This window comes from Nocardioides gansuensis (assembly GCF_003076135.1).
Taxonomy (GTDB): Bacteria; Actinomycetota; Actinomycetes; order Propionibacteriales; family Nocardioidaceae; genus Nocardioides; species Nocardioides gansuensis.
The window spans coordinates 1-17,892 of sequence record NZ_QDGZ01000008.1; the positions used below are offsets into that span (position 1 = coordinate 1).

Genomic DNA, 17,892 nt, shown 5'->3' on the forward strand with positions numbered 1-17,892 from the left:
GGGCACTGCGGGGCGTCTCAAGAATCCAGCGCGGTCGACTCTCACCCGCTCATCGACACTTCGGATCAGCCACTTCCCGGACCCGCGACCACGACGCTACGCCCACGACCGCCCACCCGGAAGAGGGCCCTCGAAACCACCGGTTGACAACAGAAGGGAGCCGATGTGTCACTCGTCCTGTCACCCTGATCGACCGGTTGGGTCGGGTCCATGCCATGCATCGGGTGCCCAAGCGTGTCATCCGACAGTTGATCTGCGACCTGGGTCTGCCACCTGATGCGCGACAAATAGACCGGCACTCAACGCGGCAACTGAGTGCGTCTCTGACGGCAATCCGAGTTCCGTCATGTCAGGCCGATGAGAAGACTGGCCAGTTGCCGTGGTGCGGTGACGTGCGCCGCGTGGCCTGCTGCCAACTCTACAAATTCCCAGTCCTTGTCCGCACGGATCCGTTGGACATAGTCGGGAAGCTCCTGCCCCTCCTTGCCCTCGGTGTGCAGCACGTACGTCTGGCGGAAGGGCGGTGCAGCGGCGGTCAGGCGCAGCGGCTGCGTGAAGGTCCGTAATGGCTGTGGCACCATTCGCGACATCGCCCACTGCACGTCCGGGTCGAGGTCCGGAGGCAACGGGTCCGGCAGCGGCGGCGGGATGCGCCAGCCCTGTCCGTGTAGTTTTGCGGACTCCTCGTATGTCGACCTCTCGTCTGGCGGCAACAGATCCATCACTGTCTCGCCCTCCCGAGGAACCTCCGCGTCGAGGTACACCAACCGGGCGACGCGCCTCGGCACGCGGTCTGCCGCGCCCGTTATCACTGGTCCTCCGTAGCTGTGGCCAACGAGGATCACCTCGCGGAGATCTTCAAACTCCAGCGTGCCGACGACATCGCGGATATGCATCTCGAGATCGACCTCGGGGCTGGCCAGGTGGGCGCGCTCCCCGAGCCCGGTGAGGGACGGCGTGAAGACGTCATGCCCGTCATCCCGCAGCAGCGGGCGGATCCATCTCCACGCATGGGCCCCGGACCAGGCACCGTGCACGATCACAAGGGTCGCCATCCCGTGTCCTCCTGGTCAGCAGGATCGCGCCCGATGAGCCGCGCAGCAAGGGATCTCACGGGATGCCGATGCTGAGCATCCCGGCGAAGGATCCACGGCCTGACTCGATCAATCGCCGCCCGCGCAGCGGCATGTCCGTGCGTCTCCGAGCGAGCCCGGTTCGGCAACTGACCACAAACGCCCGCTGCGCCTGGAGCCCGGTCACTGCAGGCCGTGTTCGTACGCGTAGGCGGTGGCGGCGGCGCGGCTGGCCAGTCCCAGCTTCGTGAGGATGTGGCCGACGTGGGTTGCCACGGTCTTCTCGCTGACGACGAGACGCTCGGCGATCTGACGGTTGGTGAGCCCCTTGGCGATGTAGGCCAAGACTTCTTCCTCGCGGCTGGTCAGACCGCTCGACGGCCGGGGTGCGAGGTGCAGACCAGCCCGGGCAGCGGCTCCGTCGCGGACCGCGTTGAGGCGATCGAAGACCGGGATGGCACCGGCGAGCTCCATCTCGGCACCGTCGTCGTCACCCACTGCTCGGCACGCGGCTGCGATCAGCATCCGCGTGCGGGCAGCCTCGTAGGTCGCGTCCAGCGAGCGCCACCCGGCCAGCGCTCGCCGAAGGGCGGACAGCGCGGGTTCGGGCTGATCCTCCGCCAGCAGCACGGCGCCCAGGACGTGCAGGTGCAGCGCGGTCGGCAGAGGCCGTCCGAGCATGCCGGCCACCGTGCCAAGCTCGTCGGCGGCAGACCGCGCGGCGGCGACATCACCGTTGGCGAGGGTGATCTCGACGTAGCCGGCAACCAGTCGCGCGCGTGACATAGGGTCGCCGGCCTCGTGATAGGCCCTCCGGATGGAGGCGGCGGCCGCCTCGAACTTTCCCGTGGCCAAGCGCAGCAGCGCGAGCCCCGGCTGCGGATCGCGACCGAGCTCGCTGGCCAGTTGGAACTCAGCCTCGGCGGCACGGTCCTGGCCACGGAGTCGGTGCAGGTCGCCCTTCAGATAGGCGGCAGCGCCCAGTGCCGGGTGCCCCACCGGGTCGGCCAGACGTCGGCAAGCCTCCTCGATCTGGTCGGCTGCGGCGTCCCAGTCGCCGCGAAGGTACAGCATCTCGGCGCGATGGATCAGGCACTGGCCTCGGTACAGCATGAGCTCTGGCTGGCCGTCGACCCACCGACCCAGCGCGGCGGTCCACGTGTCGGCGCGGCGTACGTCGAACAGTTCGTGGCAGCCCTCGATGGCGGTGCAGTAGGCATCGCCGATCGCGATCGCCGAGACGTCGTTGGCCTCGATGGCGACCATCCCCTCGTCGAGCAGGGCGACCCCGTCGTCCACTCGGTCGAGGTAGATCAGGCACCTGCCTTCGCCGATCCGTGCCAGCGCTGCGAGTTCGGGGTCGTGGAAGAGGACGCCGATTTCGGCCGCCGCGTGAAACGCCTCGTACCCGGTGCCCACGTCGCCGGAAAACGTCGCGCGCATCGCCGCCGCGTAACGCAGGTAACCGCGTTCGACGCAGTCGATCTTGCGGTCGTCCAGCAGCCGCTGGGCGCGGTCGACCCAACCGCCTCCGCGCGCCAGGTCCCCGGCGTTCAACAGCGCGAAAGCCAGCCAGAAGGCGCACCGGACCGCCCGTGCAACGTCGCCGACGTGGGCGCACTTCTCGTGCGCGCTGATCCAAGCGGACCGGCTCTCGTCGCTGAGTCCGGCGAGATAGGCCGCGGACGCCAGCCGCTCGAGATCATCGACCTCGAGCGGCTCCGCGACTGCGGCCGCCGACAACTCGTCGTACGCCCGCCGCCAGGCCTGTTGGTTGAACGCCTCGCGTGCGCGCCCGATGCCGGTGCCCATGGGCTCAGTGTCGCGCGAACACGCCGCCTATGCCCAGAACGATGCCGCCTCGGCTGGCCCGGCCGCGATGAACCACATCTCGCGGATTCGACCATCGTCGAACCGGTAGACGAAGGCGTCATTCATCTCCAACGTCTGCCCGTTGCGGCCAAAGACGGCGTGTTCCCACTCCGTCCCCCATTCGTCCTCAGCCAGGCAGAACAACTGCTCGAGCTTCACATCCCCGTCGGTCAGCTCAAAGACGGTGCCAAGGGCTGCCAGCAAGCCGTCGACTCCGTAGTGGTCGCCTGCGAACGGAACCGGACCACGGCCGTGGAAGACCATGTCCTCGGTGAAGATGCGGCTTAGGGTCTCGCGGTCGTTTTCGACGATCGCCTGGGTCATCCGGTCAATGACCGCAACATTCGGGTGGCTGCTCATGATGTCCTCCATCGCTCGGGCGTGCTTATAGAGCGACGATAGGAAGTGGGAACCGGCTGCCACATCGGGCGGATTGACGATCCGCCCGCATGGAGTGGTCAGCAATTCCACTGATCTCGGCAAGAGCGCGCTCCGCGGTGAGTGAGTGCGTGGGCGAGAGGACCGAGGAGTTGGGGATCGTTGACCCAATGGGGAGGGCAGTAAACGGTCATCGCGCGAACGGCGCCTTCGCCCGTGGTCGGCTGCTCGGCGCCGTCCTACCCTGGACTCAGGGACATGAGAGATCCAGCCAGAATCGAGGCGATTCACACATGTCAGCGATCTCAGGCAACCACGGCGACAAAGACCACGTCCAAGAAGACCGCGTCCACAGCGAAGCACCCGCCGAGGGCGATCCCGAGTTCGACGAAACCGAGATCCGGGCACATTCCATGGATCCTGCAGAAGGCGCCGACGAAGACTGAGCCGCTTAGCTGCGACGAGGGCTGCGCGCTGGGTCGAACGAGGCAGGTCACCACGCGCGATTCGCGGCAGTAGCGTGCGCCTGACGCGCGAGCGGTGGGGCATGAGCGGGTCTCGGGCTCGGCTCTTGCTGTTCCAGACGCGCGATCGGGCTAGCCAGCCACCGGCGGCGACCACGCTGGGTAGTCAAACGGGTTGACGCCCTTGGGCCCTGCCGCCACGTGGGCCGAAGCGCCCGCACGCTCGAGCGCCTGGACGATGATCTCGGTCATCTTCTCGAGCATGGGAATGGGGATCTCCGACTTCGTGTCAGCCCAGATCAGAAAACCGTCGTCCGTGACGACAGGGCCGAGGACCATGTTCGGCGTGTAATACTCGCCGGTCAGCGACAGGGGCTCGTCCAGCTCGGTCCCCTCGTAGGTCACCTGCTGTAGCCGGTGAGCGGCAGCCAGGAGCGCTTGGCCGACAACGTCCTCCTCAACGACACCGTTCGCGTCCGGCCGGGCCGAAACTAGGAACCGGGGATCGCCATTGACAGTCCGAATCCCGTTCGCCTGCAGGTCGAGCAGAACCTCCTGTGGTGCGTCCCATGGGGTGCCCTGAGCGGTGACCACGTCATCCGCAGTCGTGACGATGCCCATCCCAGCCTCCGTCCTCTTGCCGCTTGCAATGCAATCACACCGCGGGCCGCGGCACTGGCGTGACGTCATCAGATCGTCCGCCTAGCACCCGATCGACGCCATCGCGGTCCCAATGCCTGGTCGGACAACTGCGCGCTCATCGGCGTGAGCGGTCGCATCTCACCGCCGTTTGCCTGCGCTCATCCCGCGAGGATGTAGTCGATGGTGAGGGCCGGTCTTCGGTGGATAGCTCGCACGCATCCGACGCTCCCACAGGCCCCGCCAGGCTCCGCTGGGAACGCGTCGCGCACTTCTTCGAACATGTCTTCGATTCTAGAGACGGGACCACCGGCAACGCTCCGCGCCAGCAAGCCACCTGTGGCTTCGATGTTTCTGGGCCGCGGCGGTGGCTGCGGGCGATCCGCAGATGGCGCACCCGTGGGCGGGGACCGGCCACACGCCGAGGCACCCACCGCGACGGCGGAGGAGATCGCGCGCGCTGGTCCCCCCGCGTCAACGGCGGGTGAAGCGGGCGATCTGGCTCTCGTACCGTCCCGCGGCCAGGCCGTCGCTGCCGCCCGCCGGTACGACGTTGCGCATCGTGATGGTCAGGCTTGACTGGTCGCCGGCGATGTCGATCTCCCAGCCCCACTCGTCGTGATAGCTCCCATGGACAGACAGCGTGCCGCCGTCCTGTTCCCCGCGCAGGATCATCGGGTTGGGGGACTGGCCCCAGCTGTCCGTCCAGGCGACGACCACTTCTCCGGAGTCGTCGGGCGATCCGGCGAGCAGCACGCCGTCCGCGGGGCCGTCCTCGGGATGGCGCCAGGTGTATCGGATCAGGAGCGTGTGGTCGGCAGCCGCCGTCTCCAGCCGCGCGGTGGCCGGCGCCTCGGCGAAGCCCTCGGAGGGCAGCAGGCGGAATCCGCACGTACCGGACCAGTCACCCACGAGCGAGGCGTAGTCCATGACGGGACTCTATCTACTCCAGGCGTTCCTGGTGTCTGGGCCGGCTGAGCGAGGCTCAGTCGATGTAGCCCGTCGCAGGGTTGATCTGGGCGAGGAAGCTCCGGATCGCATCCTCGTGCCCGGCCATGCTCTCCTCGGCACGATCGGAGCGGCTGCTGCTGAAGCCGTAGTGGTGCCGCCCGCTCACCCAGTCGTAGTGGTAGACCCCGGGCTGGTCGGGATCCGTCTTGACGTCGAAGACCTCGCCGTCGACGACGAGGCGGAGTGGCTGCTCGGGTTTTGCCATGGCGACCTCCCTGTCGACCTCCATCATCGCCCACGGCGGGATAGCCGCCGGGACCTCATGGGTACCTCACCGCGGTGAGCCCGCTCCAGATCAGACCCGTCGGCGGAGCGGTCGGCTGCCTGCTCATGATCCTGGTCTCCGTCGTGCTGTCGATCGTGCTGACGGTCCTTCTCAACCGGGGTCGCTGAGCGACCCATGAGGGCCTACCTGCTCGTGGGCGGCCGGCCGGTCGACATCGGCGGGTTGGCGGCGCGGCTCAGGGCCCTCGTCGACGAGGAGTGCGCAGAGGCCTTCCGCGAATGACCCGCGAGCCAGCGGGCGCTCACGTGTAGCGGTGGCTCTTCGCCGCGTGCCCGGCCTCGCGCGTGCAGGTGCGGCCGCTCATGTTGCGGTGGCCGCAGAGCTGCTCCTCCACGGCCTCGGGGACCGGAGCGGGGGGTGTCCTCGACCTGCTTGGGGGCCGATCTCAACGCCGGCCTCGGGGAGGCGGGGGGCTTCGTGGTGCCCGCCGTCGCTCGCGCGTAGCGGGCCTCTCGCATGGCGCGCAGGTCGTCCATCTTGCTCATCGTCGGCTCACCTGGCCGATCCTAGGCCCGCGCGGGTCAGACCGGGTCTTCGAGGGTGTTGACCATGAACTGGGCGGCGTGGGTGACGTAGTCCCAGAACTGCGCGTCCTGCTCGGGCGTCAGGTCGACGGCGTCGAGCCCGGCGCGGAAGTGGACCAGCCAGCGCTCGGCCGCGCGAGGCGTCACCGCGAACGGCGCGTGTCGCATCCGCAGGCGCGGGTGGCCGCGGTTGTCGGAGTACGTCGTCGGGCCGCCCCAGTACTGGATCAGGAACAGCGCGAAGCGCTCCTCGGCGGGACCGAGGTCCTCCTCGGGATAGAGAGGCCGCAGGACCTCGTCTCCTGCCACGCCCTCGTAGAAGACCTTCACGATGCGACGGATCGTCTCCTCGCCGCCGATCTCGTCGTAGAAGGTGCTCACGCGGACCATTGTGCTAGCACCTCGGTGCGCAGTCCCAATCGGGCGTGGAACACTCGGACCGACCGACGAACCGCGACCACAGGAGAGAACCCATGGCAGCAACCCGCACCGCTCAGGCCCACTGGGAGGGCAGTCTGTTCGAAGGTGCCGGTCAGGTGACCCTCGCGTCCTCCGGCATCGGGACGTACGACGTGTCCTGGCCCGCCCGCACGGAGGAGCCCAACGGCACCACCAGCCCCGAGGAGCTCATCGCGGCCGCCCACTCGGCCTGCTTCTGCATGGCGTTCTCGAACGCGCTGGACAAGGCCGGCACCCCGCCGACCTCGCTCGACGTCAAGGCCGACGTGACCTTCGTGCCCGGCGAGGGCATCACCACGAGCCACCTGACCGTGACCGGCGTCGTGCCGGGCATCTCGGAGGAGGACTTCGTCAAGGCCGCCGAGGGCGCCAAGGACGGCTGTCCCGTCAGCCAGGCGCTCAAGGGCGTCGAGATCACCTTCGAGGCGTCACTGGCCTCCTGATCCGTTGTCCCCGGCGGGTGGGGCCGGCACGTCCCGGTGCCAGACCACCCGCTGGGGGAATGGGATCTCGATGCCCTCGGCGTCGAAGCGGGCCTTGATCCGCTCACGCATCTCGCGGGCGACGGCCCACTGCTCCATCGGCGCGGTCTTGAGGGTGACGCGCACGGTGACGCCGTCGATGCCGAGCGACTCCACGCCCCACACCTCGGGCTCCTCGATGACGAGGCCGCGGAAGGCCTCGTCCTCCCAGAGGTCGTGCGCGACCTCCTGGAGCACCCGGCGTACCTTCACCAGGTCGGCGTCGTAGGAGACGCTCACGTCCAGGACGCTGCGCGCCCAGTTCTGGCTCATGTTGCCGACGCGCAGGATCTCGCCGTTGCGGACGTACCAGACGGTGCCGTTGACGTCGCGCAGGCGGGTGACCCGCAGGCTGACGGCCTCCACGGTGCCGGAGGCCTCGCCCACGTCGACCACGTCGCCCACGCCGTACTGGTCCTCGAAGATCATGAAGATGCCGGACAGGAAGTCCTTGACCAGGCTCTGGGCGCCGAAGCCGAGCGCGACGCCGAGGATGCCGGCGCTGGCGATGATCGGGCCGATGTTGGCGCCGAGCTCGCTCAGCATCATCGTGAGGACGACGGCGAACACCAGGCCGGTGATGACGCTGTTGAGCAGCGACCCCATCGCCTGGGCCCGCTGCACGCGGCGGGCGGCTCCGGCGGAGTCGAACGCCCGGGTGAGGCGGTCGGGCAGCACGCCGGCCTCGGCCCTGCGGACGACGCGGTCGACCAGCCGGTGCAGCAGCCAGCGGGCGACGACCCCGAGGGTGAGCAGCCCGAGCAGGGCCAGCGGTGCGCCGACCAGCCAGTCGGCCAGGGTGGCGGCCGTCTGGTTGGACGTCTCCTCGTAGACCCAGGTGCAGATCTGCTCGTCTTCGTCGCATCGGTCGGCCAGGCTCAAGTCCCACATGCCCGCCAGTATGGCGAAGTCAGGCCGAGACCCAAGCCGCGATATCGTGTGCGCCGTGACCACGCTCGACTCGTTCGCCAGGCGCGCCACCCGCGCATCCGTGCTGATCGCCGGTGTCGGCCTCGCGCTGCTGACCGCGCCCGCCCACGCCGACGTGCCCGAGGGCTGGAGCAACCCGGAGGACGTGGACTCGCTGTATGCGCTGCTGCTGCTCGCCGGCGTGCCCCTCCTGCTCTTCGTCGGCATCGCGACGCTGGTCTACCTCCCCGCGATGATGCGCGGCGAGAAGCTCACACCGGGCCCGGCAGCTATCGAGGACCAGTGGTTCGGCGGCCCGCGCCAGGGCACCCAGGAGCTCCCCGCCCCCGACGACGAGACCTCGCAGGCAGGCGGGGCCAGTGGCCGCTGGTGAGCTGCTGACCGACCAGGACCGTCAGGCCGTCGACGAGGCCATCCGCAAGGCGGAGCAGCTCGCCCGCTTCGAGTTCTCGGTGTTCGTCGGCACCGTCCAGGGCGACGACCCGCGTGCCTTCGCCACCCAGCTGCACAACCGCCTCGTCGCGCCCTCGCGCAGCATCCTGCTGATGGTGGACCCGACGGCTCGCGTCATCGAGGTCGTCACCGGCCGCGAGGTGCGTCGCCACCTCACCGACGCCGAGGTCAGGCTCGCGGTCCTCGAGATGCGGACCGCCTTCGCCGCGGGCGAGCTGGCCGCCGGCCTCAAGCGCGGCCTCGCCATGCTCGCCGAGCACGCCCGCCCGCAGCACACCCTGCACGCCGACTCCTGAACACGGCAGACGCTGAACACGGCAGACGCTGAACACGGCAGACGCCCGGTGACCTCACGGTCACCGGGCGTCATCTGGTGGGGTACGCCGCTCAGCCGGCGTCGCAGGCCTGTGCGGCGAGCGCCCGGGCCAGGTCGGCACGGGCCTCGCTGACGTAGCGCTTCGCGGCCTTGGGGGCCGTCGACGTGGCCAGCCACTCGTCGAGGCGAGCCACGACCTCGGGGGAGCAGGCCGCCCGGGGGAAGCCGAGCTCGAGGACCACGGACCCCTTGTGGAAGCCGAGGGTGTCCAGGCACGTCTCGGCGGCCTCGAGGAACTTCTCGACGTACTCGCGCGCCAGCTCCTCCTGGCCGAAGCGGAAGATCGACATGACCATCTCGCGGGACGTCTCGTTCGGCGTGGCCGGGTCGAGGATCGCGGCCCAGCCGGCGGCCTTGGCCTCGGCGGTGGGCTGCGCGACCCGGGCGGCCGCGGCCTTCTCCTTCCCGGAGATGGTGTTGTCGCGCTCGAGCTCGGCGTCGATCTCGGCCTCGCCGATCTCGCCGAGCCCCGCGAGGGCCTCGAGCAGGCCCCAGCGCAGGTCCTGGTCGACAGCGAGTCCCTCGACGGTGAACGAGCCGTCGAGCAGGCCCTTCAACTCGGCGACGGCCTGCTCGCTGTGGGCAGCGGCGGCGTAGGACCGGGCGAAGGTGAGCTGGTGGTCGCTGCCGGGAGCCGCCTCGAGCAGCAGGGTGCGGAGGCCCTGCTCCCACTCGGCGCGCAGCGCCTCGCGGTGCTCCGGCGCGGAGTAGAAGCGCACCGCCATGCCGGTCGACGCGGGGATCCGGGTGACGCCCCACGCGTCGGTCTCCTGGCCGATGTTGGCCAGCACCAGCCGCATGAAGTCCGTGGTCGGCATCTCGGCGTCGCGGGTCATGTCCCACGCCGCGCCCCACACGAGGGCCCGGGCGAGCGAGTCGTCGAGGCGGGAGAGGCCCTCGATCGCCGTACGCAGGGAGCGCTCGTCGAGCCGGATCTTGGCGTAGGCCTGGTCCTCGTCGTTGAGCAGCAGCAGGTCGGGCTGCTTGGTGCCGATCAGCTTCTCGACCTTGGTCGACTCGCCCTCGACGTCCACCTCGAGGTATTCACGGCGCACCAGGGCGCCGTCCTCACCCGCGTCGTACAGGCCGATGCCGAGGCGGTGCCGGCGCAGGGTCGGCCAGTCGGGGTGGGCTGACTGCACTACCCGGAACGAGGAGTAGGCGCCGGTCTCGTCGAGCTCGAAGGCGGGCTTCAACGTGTTGACGCCCGCGGTCTGCAGCCACTCCTGCGCCCAGGACTCGAGCTCGCGGCCCGAGGAGCGCTCGAGTGCGGCGAGCAGGTCCTTGAACTCGGAGTTGCCGTACTCGTGGTCCTTGAAGTAGTCGCGCAGCCCCGCCAGGAACGGCTCGAGGCCCACCCAGGCGACGAGCTGCTTGAGCACCGACGCGCCCTTGGCGTAGGTGATCATGTCGAAGTTGACCTCGACGGCGTGGAGGTCGACGTTGTCGGCCGCGATCGGGTGGGTCGACGGCAGCTGGTCGGCGCGGTAGCCGGTCTGCTTGCGGGCATTGGCGAAGCCGGTCCAGGCGTCGGTGTACTCGGTCGCCTCGGCCTCGCACCAGTAGCAGGCCCACTCGGCGAACGACTCGTTGAGCCACAGGTCGTCCCACCACTTCATGGTCACCAGGTCGCCGAACCACATGTGCGCCATCTCGTGGGTGATCACCGAGGCGCGGAACTCGAAGAACGAGCGGGGCTGGCGGGAGCGGGGGAGGTATTCGTCGCGCAGGGTCACGCAGCCGGCGTTCTCCATCGCGCCCATGTTGTATTCCGGCACGTAGAGCTGGTCGTACTTGCCGAACGGGTAGGGGTAGTCGAACTGCTCCTCGAAGAACTGGAAGCTCTGCTTGGTCAGCTCGACCAGCACGTCGGTGTCGAGGTGCTCCTTGAGCGACTGGCGGCAGTAGTGGCCCAGCGGGATCTCGCCGTACTTGCCGACGTAGGTGTCGAACTCCGCGTGGTACTCACCGGCCACGACGGCGGTGATGTAGGTCGACATCGGCTTGGTCTCGGGGAACCGCCACACCGCCCTGCCGCCGCCCAGCGACTCAGGCTCGGGGGTGGGCGCGTTGGACACGACGACCCAGTGGTCGGGGGCGGTGACAGTGAACGTGAAGCGGGACTTCAGGTCGGGCTGCTCGAAGGTGGTGAACACGCGGCGGGCGTCGGGCACCTCGAACTGCGAGTAGAGGTAGACGCGGTCGTCGGCGGGGTCCACGAAGCGGTGCAGGCCCTCGCCGGAGTTGCTGTAGGTGCAGTCGGCGCGCACCACCAGCGTGTTGTCAGCCTCCAGGCCGTCCAGGGCGATGCGGGAGTCGGCGTACGCCGTCGCGGGGTCGAGGCGGCGTCCGTTGAGCGTGATCTCGTGGACGGTCGCGTCGACCAGGTCGGCGAACGTCGAGGCTCCCGGCTCAGTGCACGTGAAGCGCAGCGTGGTGGTCGATCCGAAGGTCTTGTCGCCCGTCGTGAGGTCCAGGTCGATGGAGTACGACGTGACGTCCAGGAGGGCGGCGCGGGTGGCCGCCTCGTCCCTGGTCAGGTTGGTTCCAGGCATGGGGGGATCATGTCACTCGGGTCACAACGGCGACCAACCGCTGTGACATCGTGTCGGGTATGACCAAGGCCGACTTCTGGTTCGACCCGCTCTGCCCGTACGCGTGGATCAGCTCCCGGTGGATGCTCGAGGTCGAGCAGGTGCGCGACATCAACACGACGTGGCACGTGATGAGCCTCGCCTACCTCAACAAGGACAAGGACATCTCCGAGGACTACCGCAAGATGCTGGAGCCGGCCTGGGGGCCGGTGCGGGTGTGCGTCGCCGCGGAGGAGCGCCACGGCAACCAGCGGCTGCTCGACCTCTACACCGCGATGGGCACGCGCATCCACCACGAGCAGGCCGGCCTCACCCGCGAGATGGCGGAGGCGGCGCTCGCCGACGCCGGGATGGACGCCGACCTGATCGACGCCTGGGACAACGACGGGATCGACGAGGTCGTGGTGAAGAGCCATCACGAGGGCATGGACGCGGTCGGCGACGACGTGGGCACGCCGACCATCCACGTCGAGGGCGCGGCGTTCTTCGGCCCCGTGCTCTCGAAGATCCCGCGCGGCGAGGAGGCCGGCCGGCTGTGGGACGGGTGCGTCCTGCTGGCGAACGTGCCCTACTTCTACGAGCTGAAGCGCTCGCGCACGGGAGAGCTCGACTTCAGCTGACGCACCGGCTGGTCGAGCGAAGTCGAGACCACTCGGGCGCCGAAGGCCCGGCGGCGCCTGCTCACTAGGATCGAGCCATGAGTCGTGTCCTCTCAGCAGTCGCCTGGCCGTATGCCAACGGCCCGCGCCACATCGGCCACGTGGCCGGCTTCGGCGTGCCCTCCGACGTCTTCTCCCGCTACATGCGGATGGCCGGACACGACGTGCTCATGGTCAGCGGCACCGACGAGCACGGCACGCCGATCCTGGTCACGGCCGACAAGGAGGGCGTCACCGCCAGGGAGCTCGCCGACCGCAACAACCGGGTCATCGTCGAGGACCTGGCGGCGCTCGGCCTGTCCTACGACCTCTTCACCCGCACGACGACGGGCAACCACTACCGCGTCGTGCAGGAGATGTTCACGACCGTGCGAGACAACGGCTACATGGTCGAGCAGACCACGAAGTCCGCGATCAGCCCGTCGACCGGCCGCACGCTGCCCGACCGCTACATCGAGGGCACCTGCCCGATCTGCAAGTACGCCGAGGCGCGGGGCGACCAGTGCGACAACTGCGGCAACCAGCTGGACCCCACCGACCTGATCGACCCGCGCTCGAAGATCAACGGCGAGACCCCGGCATTCGTCGACACCCAGCACTACTTCCTCGACCTGCCGGCTCTCGCCGGTGCGCTGGGGGAGTGGCTCGACGAGCGCGAGTCGAGCGGCACCTGGCGGCCCAACGTCATCAAGTTCTCCCAGAACATCCTCAAGGAGATCCGGCCGCGGGCGATGACCCGCGACATCGACTGGGGCATCCCGGTCCCGGGCTGGGAGGACCAGCCCACCAAGCGGCTCTACGTGTGGTTCGACGCCGTGATCGGCTACCTCTCCGCCTCCATCGAGTGGGCCCGCCGGCTGGCCGAGACCGAGGGAAGCAGCCCGGAGAGGTGGCGCGACTGGTGGAACGACCCGGAGGCGCTGTCCTACTACTTCATGGGCAAGGACAACATCGTCTTCCACTCCCAGATCTGGCCGGCAGAGCTGCTGGCCTACTCCGGATCGGGCGACAAGGGCGGCGAGCCCGGCACGTTCGGCGAGCTCAACCTGCCGACCGAGGTCGTCTCCAGCGAGTTCATGACGATGGAGAGCAGGCAGTTCTCCACGTCCCGCGGCCACGTGATCCTCGTCCGCGACGTGCTCGAGCGCTACGGTCCCGACCCGCTGCGCTACTTCATCTGCGCCGCCGGCCCGGAGACCTCGGACGCCGACTTCACCTGGGCCGAGTTCGTGCAGCGCAACAACTCCGAGCTGGTCGCGGGCTGGGGCAACCTCGTCAACCGCACGGCCACCATGGTCGCGAAGAACTTCGGCGAGATCCCCGAATGCGGTCCCCTCGAGGAGGTCGACGAGGCCGTCCTCGCCACCGTCCGCGGCGGCTTCGGGTCCGTGGGCGCGCTGCTCGGCCGGCACAAGCTGCGTGCGGGCATCGCGGAGGCGATGCGGATCGTCGGCGAGGTGAACAAGTACCTCACCGTCACCGAGCCCTACAAGATGAAGGACGACTCCCAGCGCGAGCGACTGGCGACCGTCCTCCACGTCGCCGTGCAGTGCGTGAGCGACTGCAACACGCTGCTCGCGCCCTTCCTGCCGCACGCCGCCAACAAGGTGCACGCGGTGCTCGGAGGCGAGGGCGAGCTCATCCCGATGCCGCGGATCGAGGAGGTCGACGAGCTCGAGCCGGACAGCGGCGCCGGCCTCGTGACGTATCCGGTCATCACCGGCGACTACACGGCCACGCCGGCCTGGGAGTCGCGCGCGGTCGTGCCCGGCACGAAGGTGGACAAGCCCACGCCCGTCTTCACCAAGCTCGATCCCTCGGTGGTCGAGGAGGAGCTGGCCCGGGTCAGCGGCTGACGTCGCCGCCGAGGCCGGCGGTCGCGCGCTCCCAGTCGTCGGCCAGCTGCACCAGGTCGCAGCGGAAGTCGGCGATCCGGCAGCCGAGGCCGTTGGGCTTCCAGGTGATGCCCTCGTCCGCCCAGCGCGGCCGGGCCTCGTCGCGCAGGTGGGCGGGCAGGTCGCCGTAGGAGTTGGTGATCCGCCACCAGGGCACGTCCGAGCCGAGCCGGCTCATGATCGCGCCGACGTGGCGGGGTCCGGTGCCCACCAGGCCCGCGACGTCGCCGTACGACGCGACGCGGCCCCGCGGGACCTGCTCGGCCGCGCGGAGCACGAGCTCGGCAACGAGGTCGTCCATGCGCACATCATGGCCCCAGTAGATTCGTCCCCGTGACCGCCGAGATGTACGTCCCCGAGTTCGTCCTCCGTCAGCGGCTGACGCTGATGGTCAACCGCTACGAGGTCCGCGTGCCCGACGCCCAGGGGCGCCTGATGGCGTTCGCCGAGCAGAAGCGGATGACGTTCCGCGAGCAGGTCACCTTCTTCGAGGACGACACCAAGGCCCGGCCGGTGTTCGCCTTCCGCGCCCGCCAGCGCCTCGACCTCAACGCCGGCTACGACGTCACCGACGAGTCGGGCGCGCCCCTCGGCTTCTTCCGCAAGGACTTCGGGGCCAGCCTGCTGCGCTCGACCTTCCACCTCGAGGGGCCCGGCGTCACCGGCACCGGCCGGGAGCGCAGCATGCCGGTCGCACTGCTGCGCCGGTTCACCGACGTGGACTTCCTGCCCATCCACTTCGACTTCGTCGACCCGCAGGGCGCGCCGCTGATCTCGGTGGAGCGGAAGTTCGCGATGCGCGACACCTACCGGGTCACGGTGCCGGACCCGCGCGTGGACTTCCGGCTGGCGGCCGCCGTGTCCGTGGCCGTCGACGCCCTGATGGCTCGGTGACGGATTCTGGAACACTGACGCCATGCGCGTACACCTCGGCTCCGACCACGCGGGCCTCGAGCTCAAGGACCACCTGCTGAACTGGCTGGTCGACCGCGGCTACGAGGCCGTCGACCACGGTCCCTTCGTCTACGACGCCCTCGACGACTACCCGGTCTTCTGCCTGCGGGCGGCCGACGGCGTCGCGGCCGAGCGTGCGGAGGGCCTGGACAGCCTCGGCGTCGTGATCGGCGGCTCCGGCAACGGCGAGCAGATGGCGGCCAACAAGGTGCCCGGCATCCGCTGCGCCCTGGTCTGGTCGGAGGAGACCGCGGTGCTCGCACGCGAGCACAACGACGCCAACGTCGTGTCCGTCGGCGGCCGGATGCACTCGCTCGAGGACATGACCCGCTTCGTCGAGGTCTTCCTCACCACCGACTTCCCGGGCGATGAGCGCCACGTGCGCCGCATCACGATGATGGCGGACTACGAGCAGACCAGGGAGCTGCCGCCGCTGCCCGAGTCCGCGCTCCACGGTCGCACGATGGTCGACCGGGTCGGTGGCGAGGGCGACCTGCCCCCACATGCCTGAGGGGCACACCCTCCGACGCCTGGCCCTCGACCTCACCGCCGCGTTCGGCGGGCGGGGGGTGCGGGTGTCGAGCCCGCAGGGCCGCTTCGCCGCCGACGCGGCCTCACTGGACGGCGCGGAGTGCGTCGGCGCCGACTCCGCCGGCAAGCACCTGTTCCTGGAGTTCGCCGGTGAGCGATTCGTGCACGTGCACCTCGGCCTCATCGGCACGTTCGACGTCCACTGCGACGTCGCCGAGGTCCCGCCGCCGGTCGGACAGGTGCGGCTGCGGGTCTCGACGGTCGACGGCGACCACGCGTCGTACGCCGACTTGCGCGGCGCCATCCAGTGCGACCTCGTCACCCGGGCCCGCGTCGAGGAGGTCGTCGCCGGCCTGGGCCCCGACCCCCTGCGGCCCGACGCCGACCCCGCGCGGGCCTGGCGGCGGATCTCGCGCAGCAGCCGCTCGATCGGCGACCTGCTGATGGACCAGTCGGTCGTCGCAGGAGTCGGCAACGTCTACCGCGCCGAGGTGCTCTTCCGGCACCGGATCGACCCCAGGCGGCCGGGCCGTAGCCTGCGGTCCGGCCAGTTCCGGGCGATCTGGGACGACCTCGTCGAGCTGATGGCGGACGGCGTCCGCACGGGGCGGATCGACACCGTGCGGCCCCAGCACACGCCCGAGGCGATGGGCAGGCCGCCCCGCGTGGACGACCACGGCGGCGAGGTCTACGTCTACCGGCGCACGGGCCGGGCCTGCCACGTCTGTGGTTCGGTGGTGCGCACCGAGGTGCTCGCCGGACGCAATCTCTTCTGGTGCCCGCGCTGCCAGCCCACGTTCCGTTCGCGCGCCGTAAAGTCGTCCTCACCCGCACCCCCAGGACCGAGGACATGACGTTGACCCGAGCCGCCCGCTTGTCCGGCGTGTCGGTGACGACCCGACGGTTCAGCGGCACGCGCCTGGCGCTCGGGCGCGAGCGGATGCTCGTCTTCCTGGTCGTGCTGACGCTCGCCGCGGGCGCCGCGATCCTGCTGGCCCCGGACTTCGCCCCGCTGATGCTGCTCACCGTCCCGATGGCGGTCTCCAGCCTCGTCCTGGGCCCGCGCGAGCTGCCGTGGTTCGTGGTCTTCGTGATGATGGTGCTCGCGGGCCTGGTGCCCGCCCAGCCCGAGATCAATCCCCGCATCGGGGTGACCGTGCTGGCGATCTTCCTCCTCGGCCTCTACATCCTGCTGACCTCCTTCCGCCGGTCCCGGCTGGGCGTGGGCGGCCTCCAGGGCGAGGAGATGCTGGTCGACCTGCGTGACCGCATCCAGCGCCAGGGCGGCATCCCGCCCCTGCCCAACCAGTGGTACGCCGCGAGCGAGCTGCGCTCGGCGGGGGGCACCAAGTTCGCCGGGGACTTCGTGGTCGCCGCCCGCGACGACCACCACCTCAACGTCGCCGTCGTCGACGTCTCGGGCAAGGGGGAGGGTGCCGGCACCCGGGCGCTCCTCCTGTCGGGCGCCATGGGCGGGCTACTGGGTGCCCTGCCCGCGGAGGAGTTCCTGTCGGCGGCCAACGAGTTCCTGCTGCGCCAGGACTGGGAGGAGGGCTTCGCCACGGCGGTCCATCTCTCGCTCGACCTGCGCACCGGGCGCTACGCCGTGCGCTCGGCAGGCCACCCGCCGGCCGCCCTGCGCAATGCCGGCTCCGGCCGGTGGTCGGTGCTCGAGGCCGAAGGGCCGGTGCTCGGCCTGATCGAGGGCGCCGAGTACGAGTGCGTCGTGGGCGAGATGCGCCCGGGAGACGCCCTGCTGCTCTACACCGACGGGCTGGTCGAGGCTCCGCACCGCGACATCGGGCTGGGCATCGACCGCATGCTCGGCCAGGCCGAGCGGCTGCTCCGCGGTCACTTCGAGGGCGGGGCGGCGCGCCTGATCGACGCGCTGGGCTCGCGCAACGACGACCGCGCGCTGCTGCTGGTCCACCGGCGCTGATCGCGGCCCGTTCCACGGGCGGCCTCGGTTGTGGGCGACGACCGGCGGTGTGGCACGATGACACCGCATAAAAGGCGCCGCAACCGCACCCACGGGGGCGGAGCCCTCGTGCGTGCGGATGTAGCTCAATGGTAGAGCCCCAGTCTTCCAAACTGGCTACGCGGGTTCGATTCCCGTCATCCGCTCCAAGCAGGTCGCTCCCGGCTCTCGCGGAGGCGGAAGGGGCCCACTTGGCGGGGCGTAGCGTAGTGGCTAGCGCGCCTGCTTTGGGAGCAGGAGACCGCAGGTTCGAGTCCTGTCGCCCCGACTGCACCACTCACCAGACAAGAGGAGA

General features: G+C 69.7%; 20 protein-coding genes and 2 tRNA genes. 12 read left to right on the top strand and 10 right to left on the bottom strand.

Annotated features, from left to right (window positions below):
• Window positions 1-344: 344 nt before the first annotated feature.
• The 3 genes from DDE18_RS17640 to DDE18_RS17650 form a co-directional block, all read right to left on the bottom strand.
• Window positions 345-1,055: an alpha/beta fold hydrolase gene (locus tag DDE18_RS17640; protein WP_116573599.1), complete on the bottom strand. Its 711-nt coding sequence runs from the start codon at window positions 1,053-1,055 to the stop codon at window positions 345-347.
• Between the two features lie 201 nt (window positions 1,056-1,256).
• Window positions 1,257-2,885, bottom strand: a complete 1,629-nt coding sequence (locus DDE18_RS23795) for a helix-turn-helix transcriptional regulator (RefSeq protein WP_116573600.1) — start codon at window positions 2,883-2,885, stop codon at window positions 1,257-1,259.
• Window positions 2,886-2,912: 27 nt separating this feature from the next.
• On the bottom strand, window positions 2,913-3,416 hold the full coding sequence (locus DDE18_RS17650; protein WP_133241259.1) for a nuclear transport factor 2 family protein: 504 nt from the start codon (window positions 3,414-3,416) through the stop codon (window positions 2,913-2,915).
• A 200-nt stretch (window positions 3,417-3,616) separates the two neighbouring features.
• Here DDE18_RS17650 and DDE18_RS23060 point away from each other — a divergent pair, with 200 nt between their 5' ends.
• Complete coding sequence (locus DDE18_RS23060) at window positions 3,617-3,769, top strand: hypothetical protein (RefSeq protein ID WP_165821188.1); 153 nt, start codon at window positions 3,617-3,619, stop codon at window positions 3,767-3,769.
• Window positions 3,770-3,919: 150 nt separating this feature from the next.
• On the opposite strand, the gene DDE18_RS17655 is transcribed toward DDE18_RS23060, so the two are convergent.
• The 4 genes from DDE18_RS17655 to DDE18_RS17670 form a co-directional block, all read right to left on the bottom strand.
• Window positions 3,920-4,408, bottom strand: coding sequence for a hypothetical protein (locus DDE18_RS17655; protein WP_116573602.1), 489 nt, complete (start codon window positions 4,406-4,408; stop codon window positions 3,920-3,922).
• Window positions 4,409-4,900: 492 nt separating this feature from the next.
• Entirely contained in the window at window positions 4,901-5,356 is a 456-nt protein-coding gene (locus tag DDE18_RS17660) for a DUF1579 family protein (protein ID WP_116573603.1), read from the bottom strand.
• 55 nt (window positions 5,357-5,411) lie between these two features.
• Window positions 5,412-5,642 carry a hypothetical protein gene (locus tag DDE18_RS17665; RefSeq protein WP_116573761.1) on the bottom strand — a complete coding sequence of 77 codons (231 nt, stop codon included), beginning with the start codon at window positions 5,640-5,642 and terminating at the stop codon, window positions 5,412-5,414.
• 602 nt (window positions 5,643-6,244) lie between these two features.
• Entirely contained in the window at window positions 6,245-6,637 is a 393-nt protein-coding gene (locus DDE18_RS17670) for a globin (RefSeq protein ID WP_116573604.1), read from the bottom strand.
• Between the two features lie 83 nt (window positions 6,638-6,720).
• Here DDE18_RS17670 and DDE18_RS17675 point away from each other — a divergent pair, with 83 nt between their 5' ends.
• Window positions 6,721-7,149 carry an OsmC family protein gene (locus DDE18_RS17675; RefSeq protein ID WP_116573605.1) on the top strand — a complete coding sequence of 143 codons (429 nt, stop codon included), beginning with the start codon at window positions 6,721-6,723 and terminating at the stop codon, window positions 7,147-7,149.
• Here the strand turns inward: DDE18_RS17675 and DDE18_RS17680 are convergent.
• Window positions 7,135-8,118 carry a mechanosensitive ion channel family protein gene (locus tag DDE18_RS17680; RefSeq protein WP_116573606.1) on the bottom strand — a complete coding sequence of 328 codons (984 nt, stop codon included), beginning with the start codon at window positions 8,116-8,118 and terminating at the stop codon, window positions 7,135-7,137. The two genes, DDE18_RS17675 and DDE18_RS17680, sit on opposite strands and share 15 nt — an antisense overlap.
• 55 nt (window positions 8,119-8,173) lie before the next feature.
• On the opposite strand from DDE18_RS17680, the gene DDE18_RS17685 reads away from it, so the two are divergent.
• Window positions 8,174-8,530 carry a hypothetical protein gene (locus DDE18_RS17685; RefSeq protein WP_116573607.1) on the top strand — a complete coding sequence of 119 codons (357 nt, stop codon included), beginning with the start codon at window positions 8,174-8,176 and terminating at the stop codon, window positions 8,528-8,530.
• Entirely contained in the window at window positions 8,517-8,906 is a 390-nt protein-coding gene (locus DDE18_RS17690) for a DUF5130 family protein (RefSeq protein WP_116573608.1), read from the top strand. Before DDE18_RS17685 ends, DDE18_RS17690 begins: the two co-directional genes overlap by 14 nt.
• Before the next feature lie 91 nt (window positions 8,907-8,997).
• Here the strand turns inward: DDE18_RS17690 and pepN are convergent, their stop codons facing one another.
• Window positions 8,998-11,541: an aminopeptidase N gene (gene pepN / locus DDE18_RS17695; RefSeq protein WP_116573609.1), complete on the bottom strand. Its 2,544-nt coding sequence runs from the start codon at window positions 11,539-11,541 to the stop codon at window positions 8,998-9,000.
• Between the two features lie 59 nt (window positions 11,542-11,600).
• Here pepN and DDE18_RS17700 point away from each other — a divergent pair, with 59 nt between their 5' ends.
• Both DDE18_RS17700 and metG read left to right on the top strand, forming a co-directional pair.
• Window positions 11,601-12,200 carry a mycothiol-dependent nitroreductase Rv2466c family protein gene (locus DDE18_RS17700; protein ID WP_116573610.1) on the top strand — a complete coding sequence of 200 codons (600 nt, stop codon included), beginning with the start codon at window positions 11,601-11,603 and terminating at the stop codon, window positions 12,198-12,200.
• Between the two features lie 77 nt (window positions 12,201-12,277).
• Entirely contained in the window at window positions 12,278-14,095 is a 1,818-nt protein-coding gene (gene metG, locus DDE18_RS17705) for a methionine--tRNA ligase (protein WP_116573611.1), read from the top strand.
• On the opposite strand, the gene DDE18_RS17710 is transcribed toward metG, so the two are convergent.
• Window positions 14,085-14,435: an MGMT family protein gene (locus DDE18_RS17710; RefSeq protein ID WP_116573612.1), complete on the bottom strand. Its 351-nt coding sequence runs from the start codon at window positions 14,433-14,435 to the stop codon at window positions 14,085-14,087. The two genes, metG and DDE18_RS17710, sit on opposite strands and share 11 nt — an antisense overlap.
• Before the next feature lie 32 nt (window positions 14,436-14,467).
• On the opposite strand from DDE18_RS17710, the gene DDE18_RS17715 reads away from it, so the two are divergent.
• The 6 genes from DDE18_RS17715 (at window position 14,468) to DDE18_RS17740 (ending at window position 17,865) form a co-directional block, all read left to right on the top strand.
• Window positions 14,468-15,028, top strand: a complete 561-nt coding sequence (locus DDE18_RS17715) for an LURP-one-related family protein (protein WP_245916840.1) — start codon at window positions 14,468-14,470, stop codon at window positions 15,026-15,028.
• Window positions 15,029-15,050: 22 nt separating this feature from the next.
• Window positions 15,051-15,599, top strand: coding sequence for a ribose-5-phosphate isomerase (locus DDE18_RS17720; protein ID WP_116573614.1), 549 nt, complete (start codon window positions 15,051-15,053; stop codon window positions 15,597-15,599).
• Complete coding sequence (locus tag DDE18_RS17725) at window positions 15,592-16,473, top strand: Fpg/Nei family DNA glycosylase (RefSeq protein ID WP_116573615.1); 882 nt, start codon at window positions 15,592-15,594, stop codon at window positions 16,471-16,473. The genes DDE18_RS17720 and DDE18_RS17725 overlap by 8 nt, the downstream gene beginning before the upstream one ends.
• Complete coding sequence (locus DDE18_RS17730; RefSeq protein ID WP_116573616.1) at window positions 16,470-17,558, top strand: PP2C family protein-serine/threonine phosphatase; 1,089 nt, start codon at window positions 16,470-16,472, stop codon at window positions 17,556-17,558. The genes DDE18_RS17725 and DDE18_RS17730 overlap by 4 nt, the downstream gene beginning before the upstream one ends.
• A gap of 114 nt (window positions 17,559-17,672) precedes the next feature.
• A tRNA-Gly gene (locus DDE18_RS17735) sits at window positions 17,673-17,746 on the top strand.
• A 46-nt stretch (window positions 17,747-17,792) separates the two neighbouring features.
• A tRNA-Pro gene (locus tag DDE18_RS17740) sits at window positions 17,793-17,865 on the top strand.
• Window positions 17,866-17,892 lie beyond the last annotated feature (27 nt).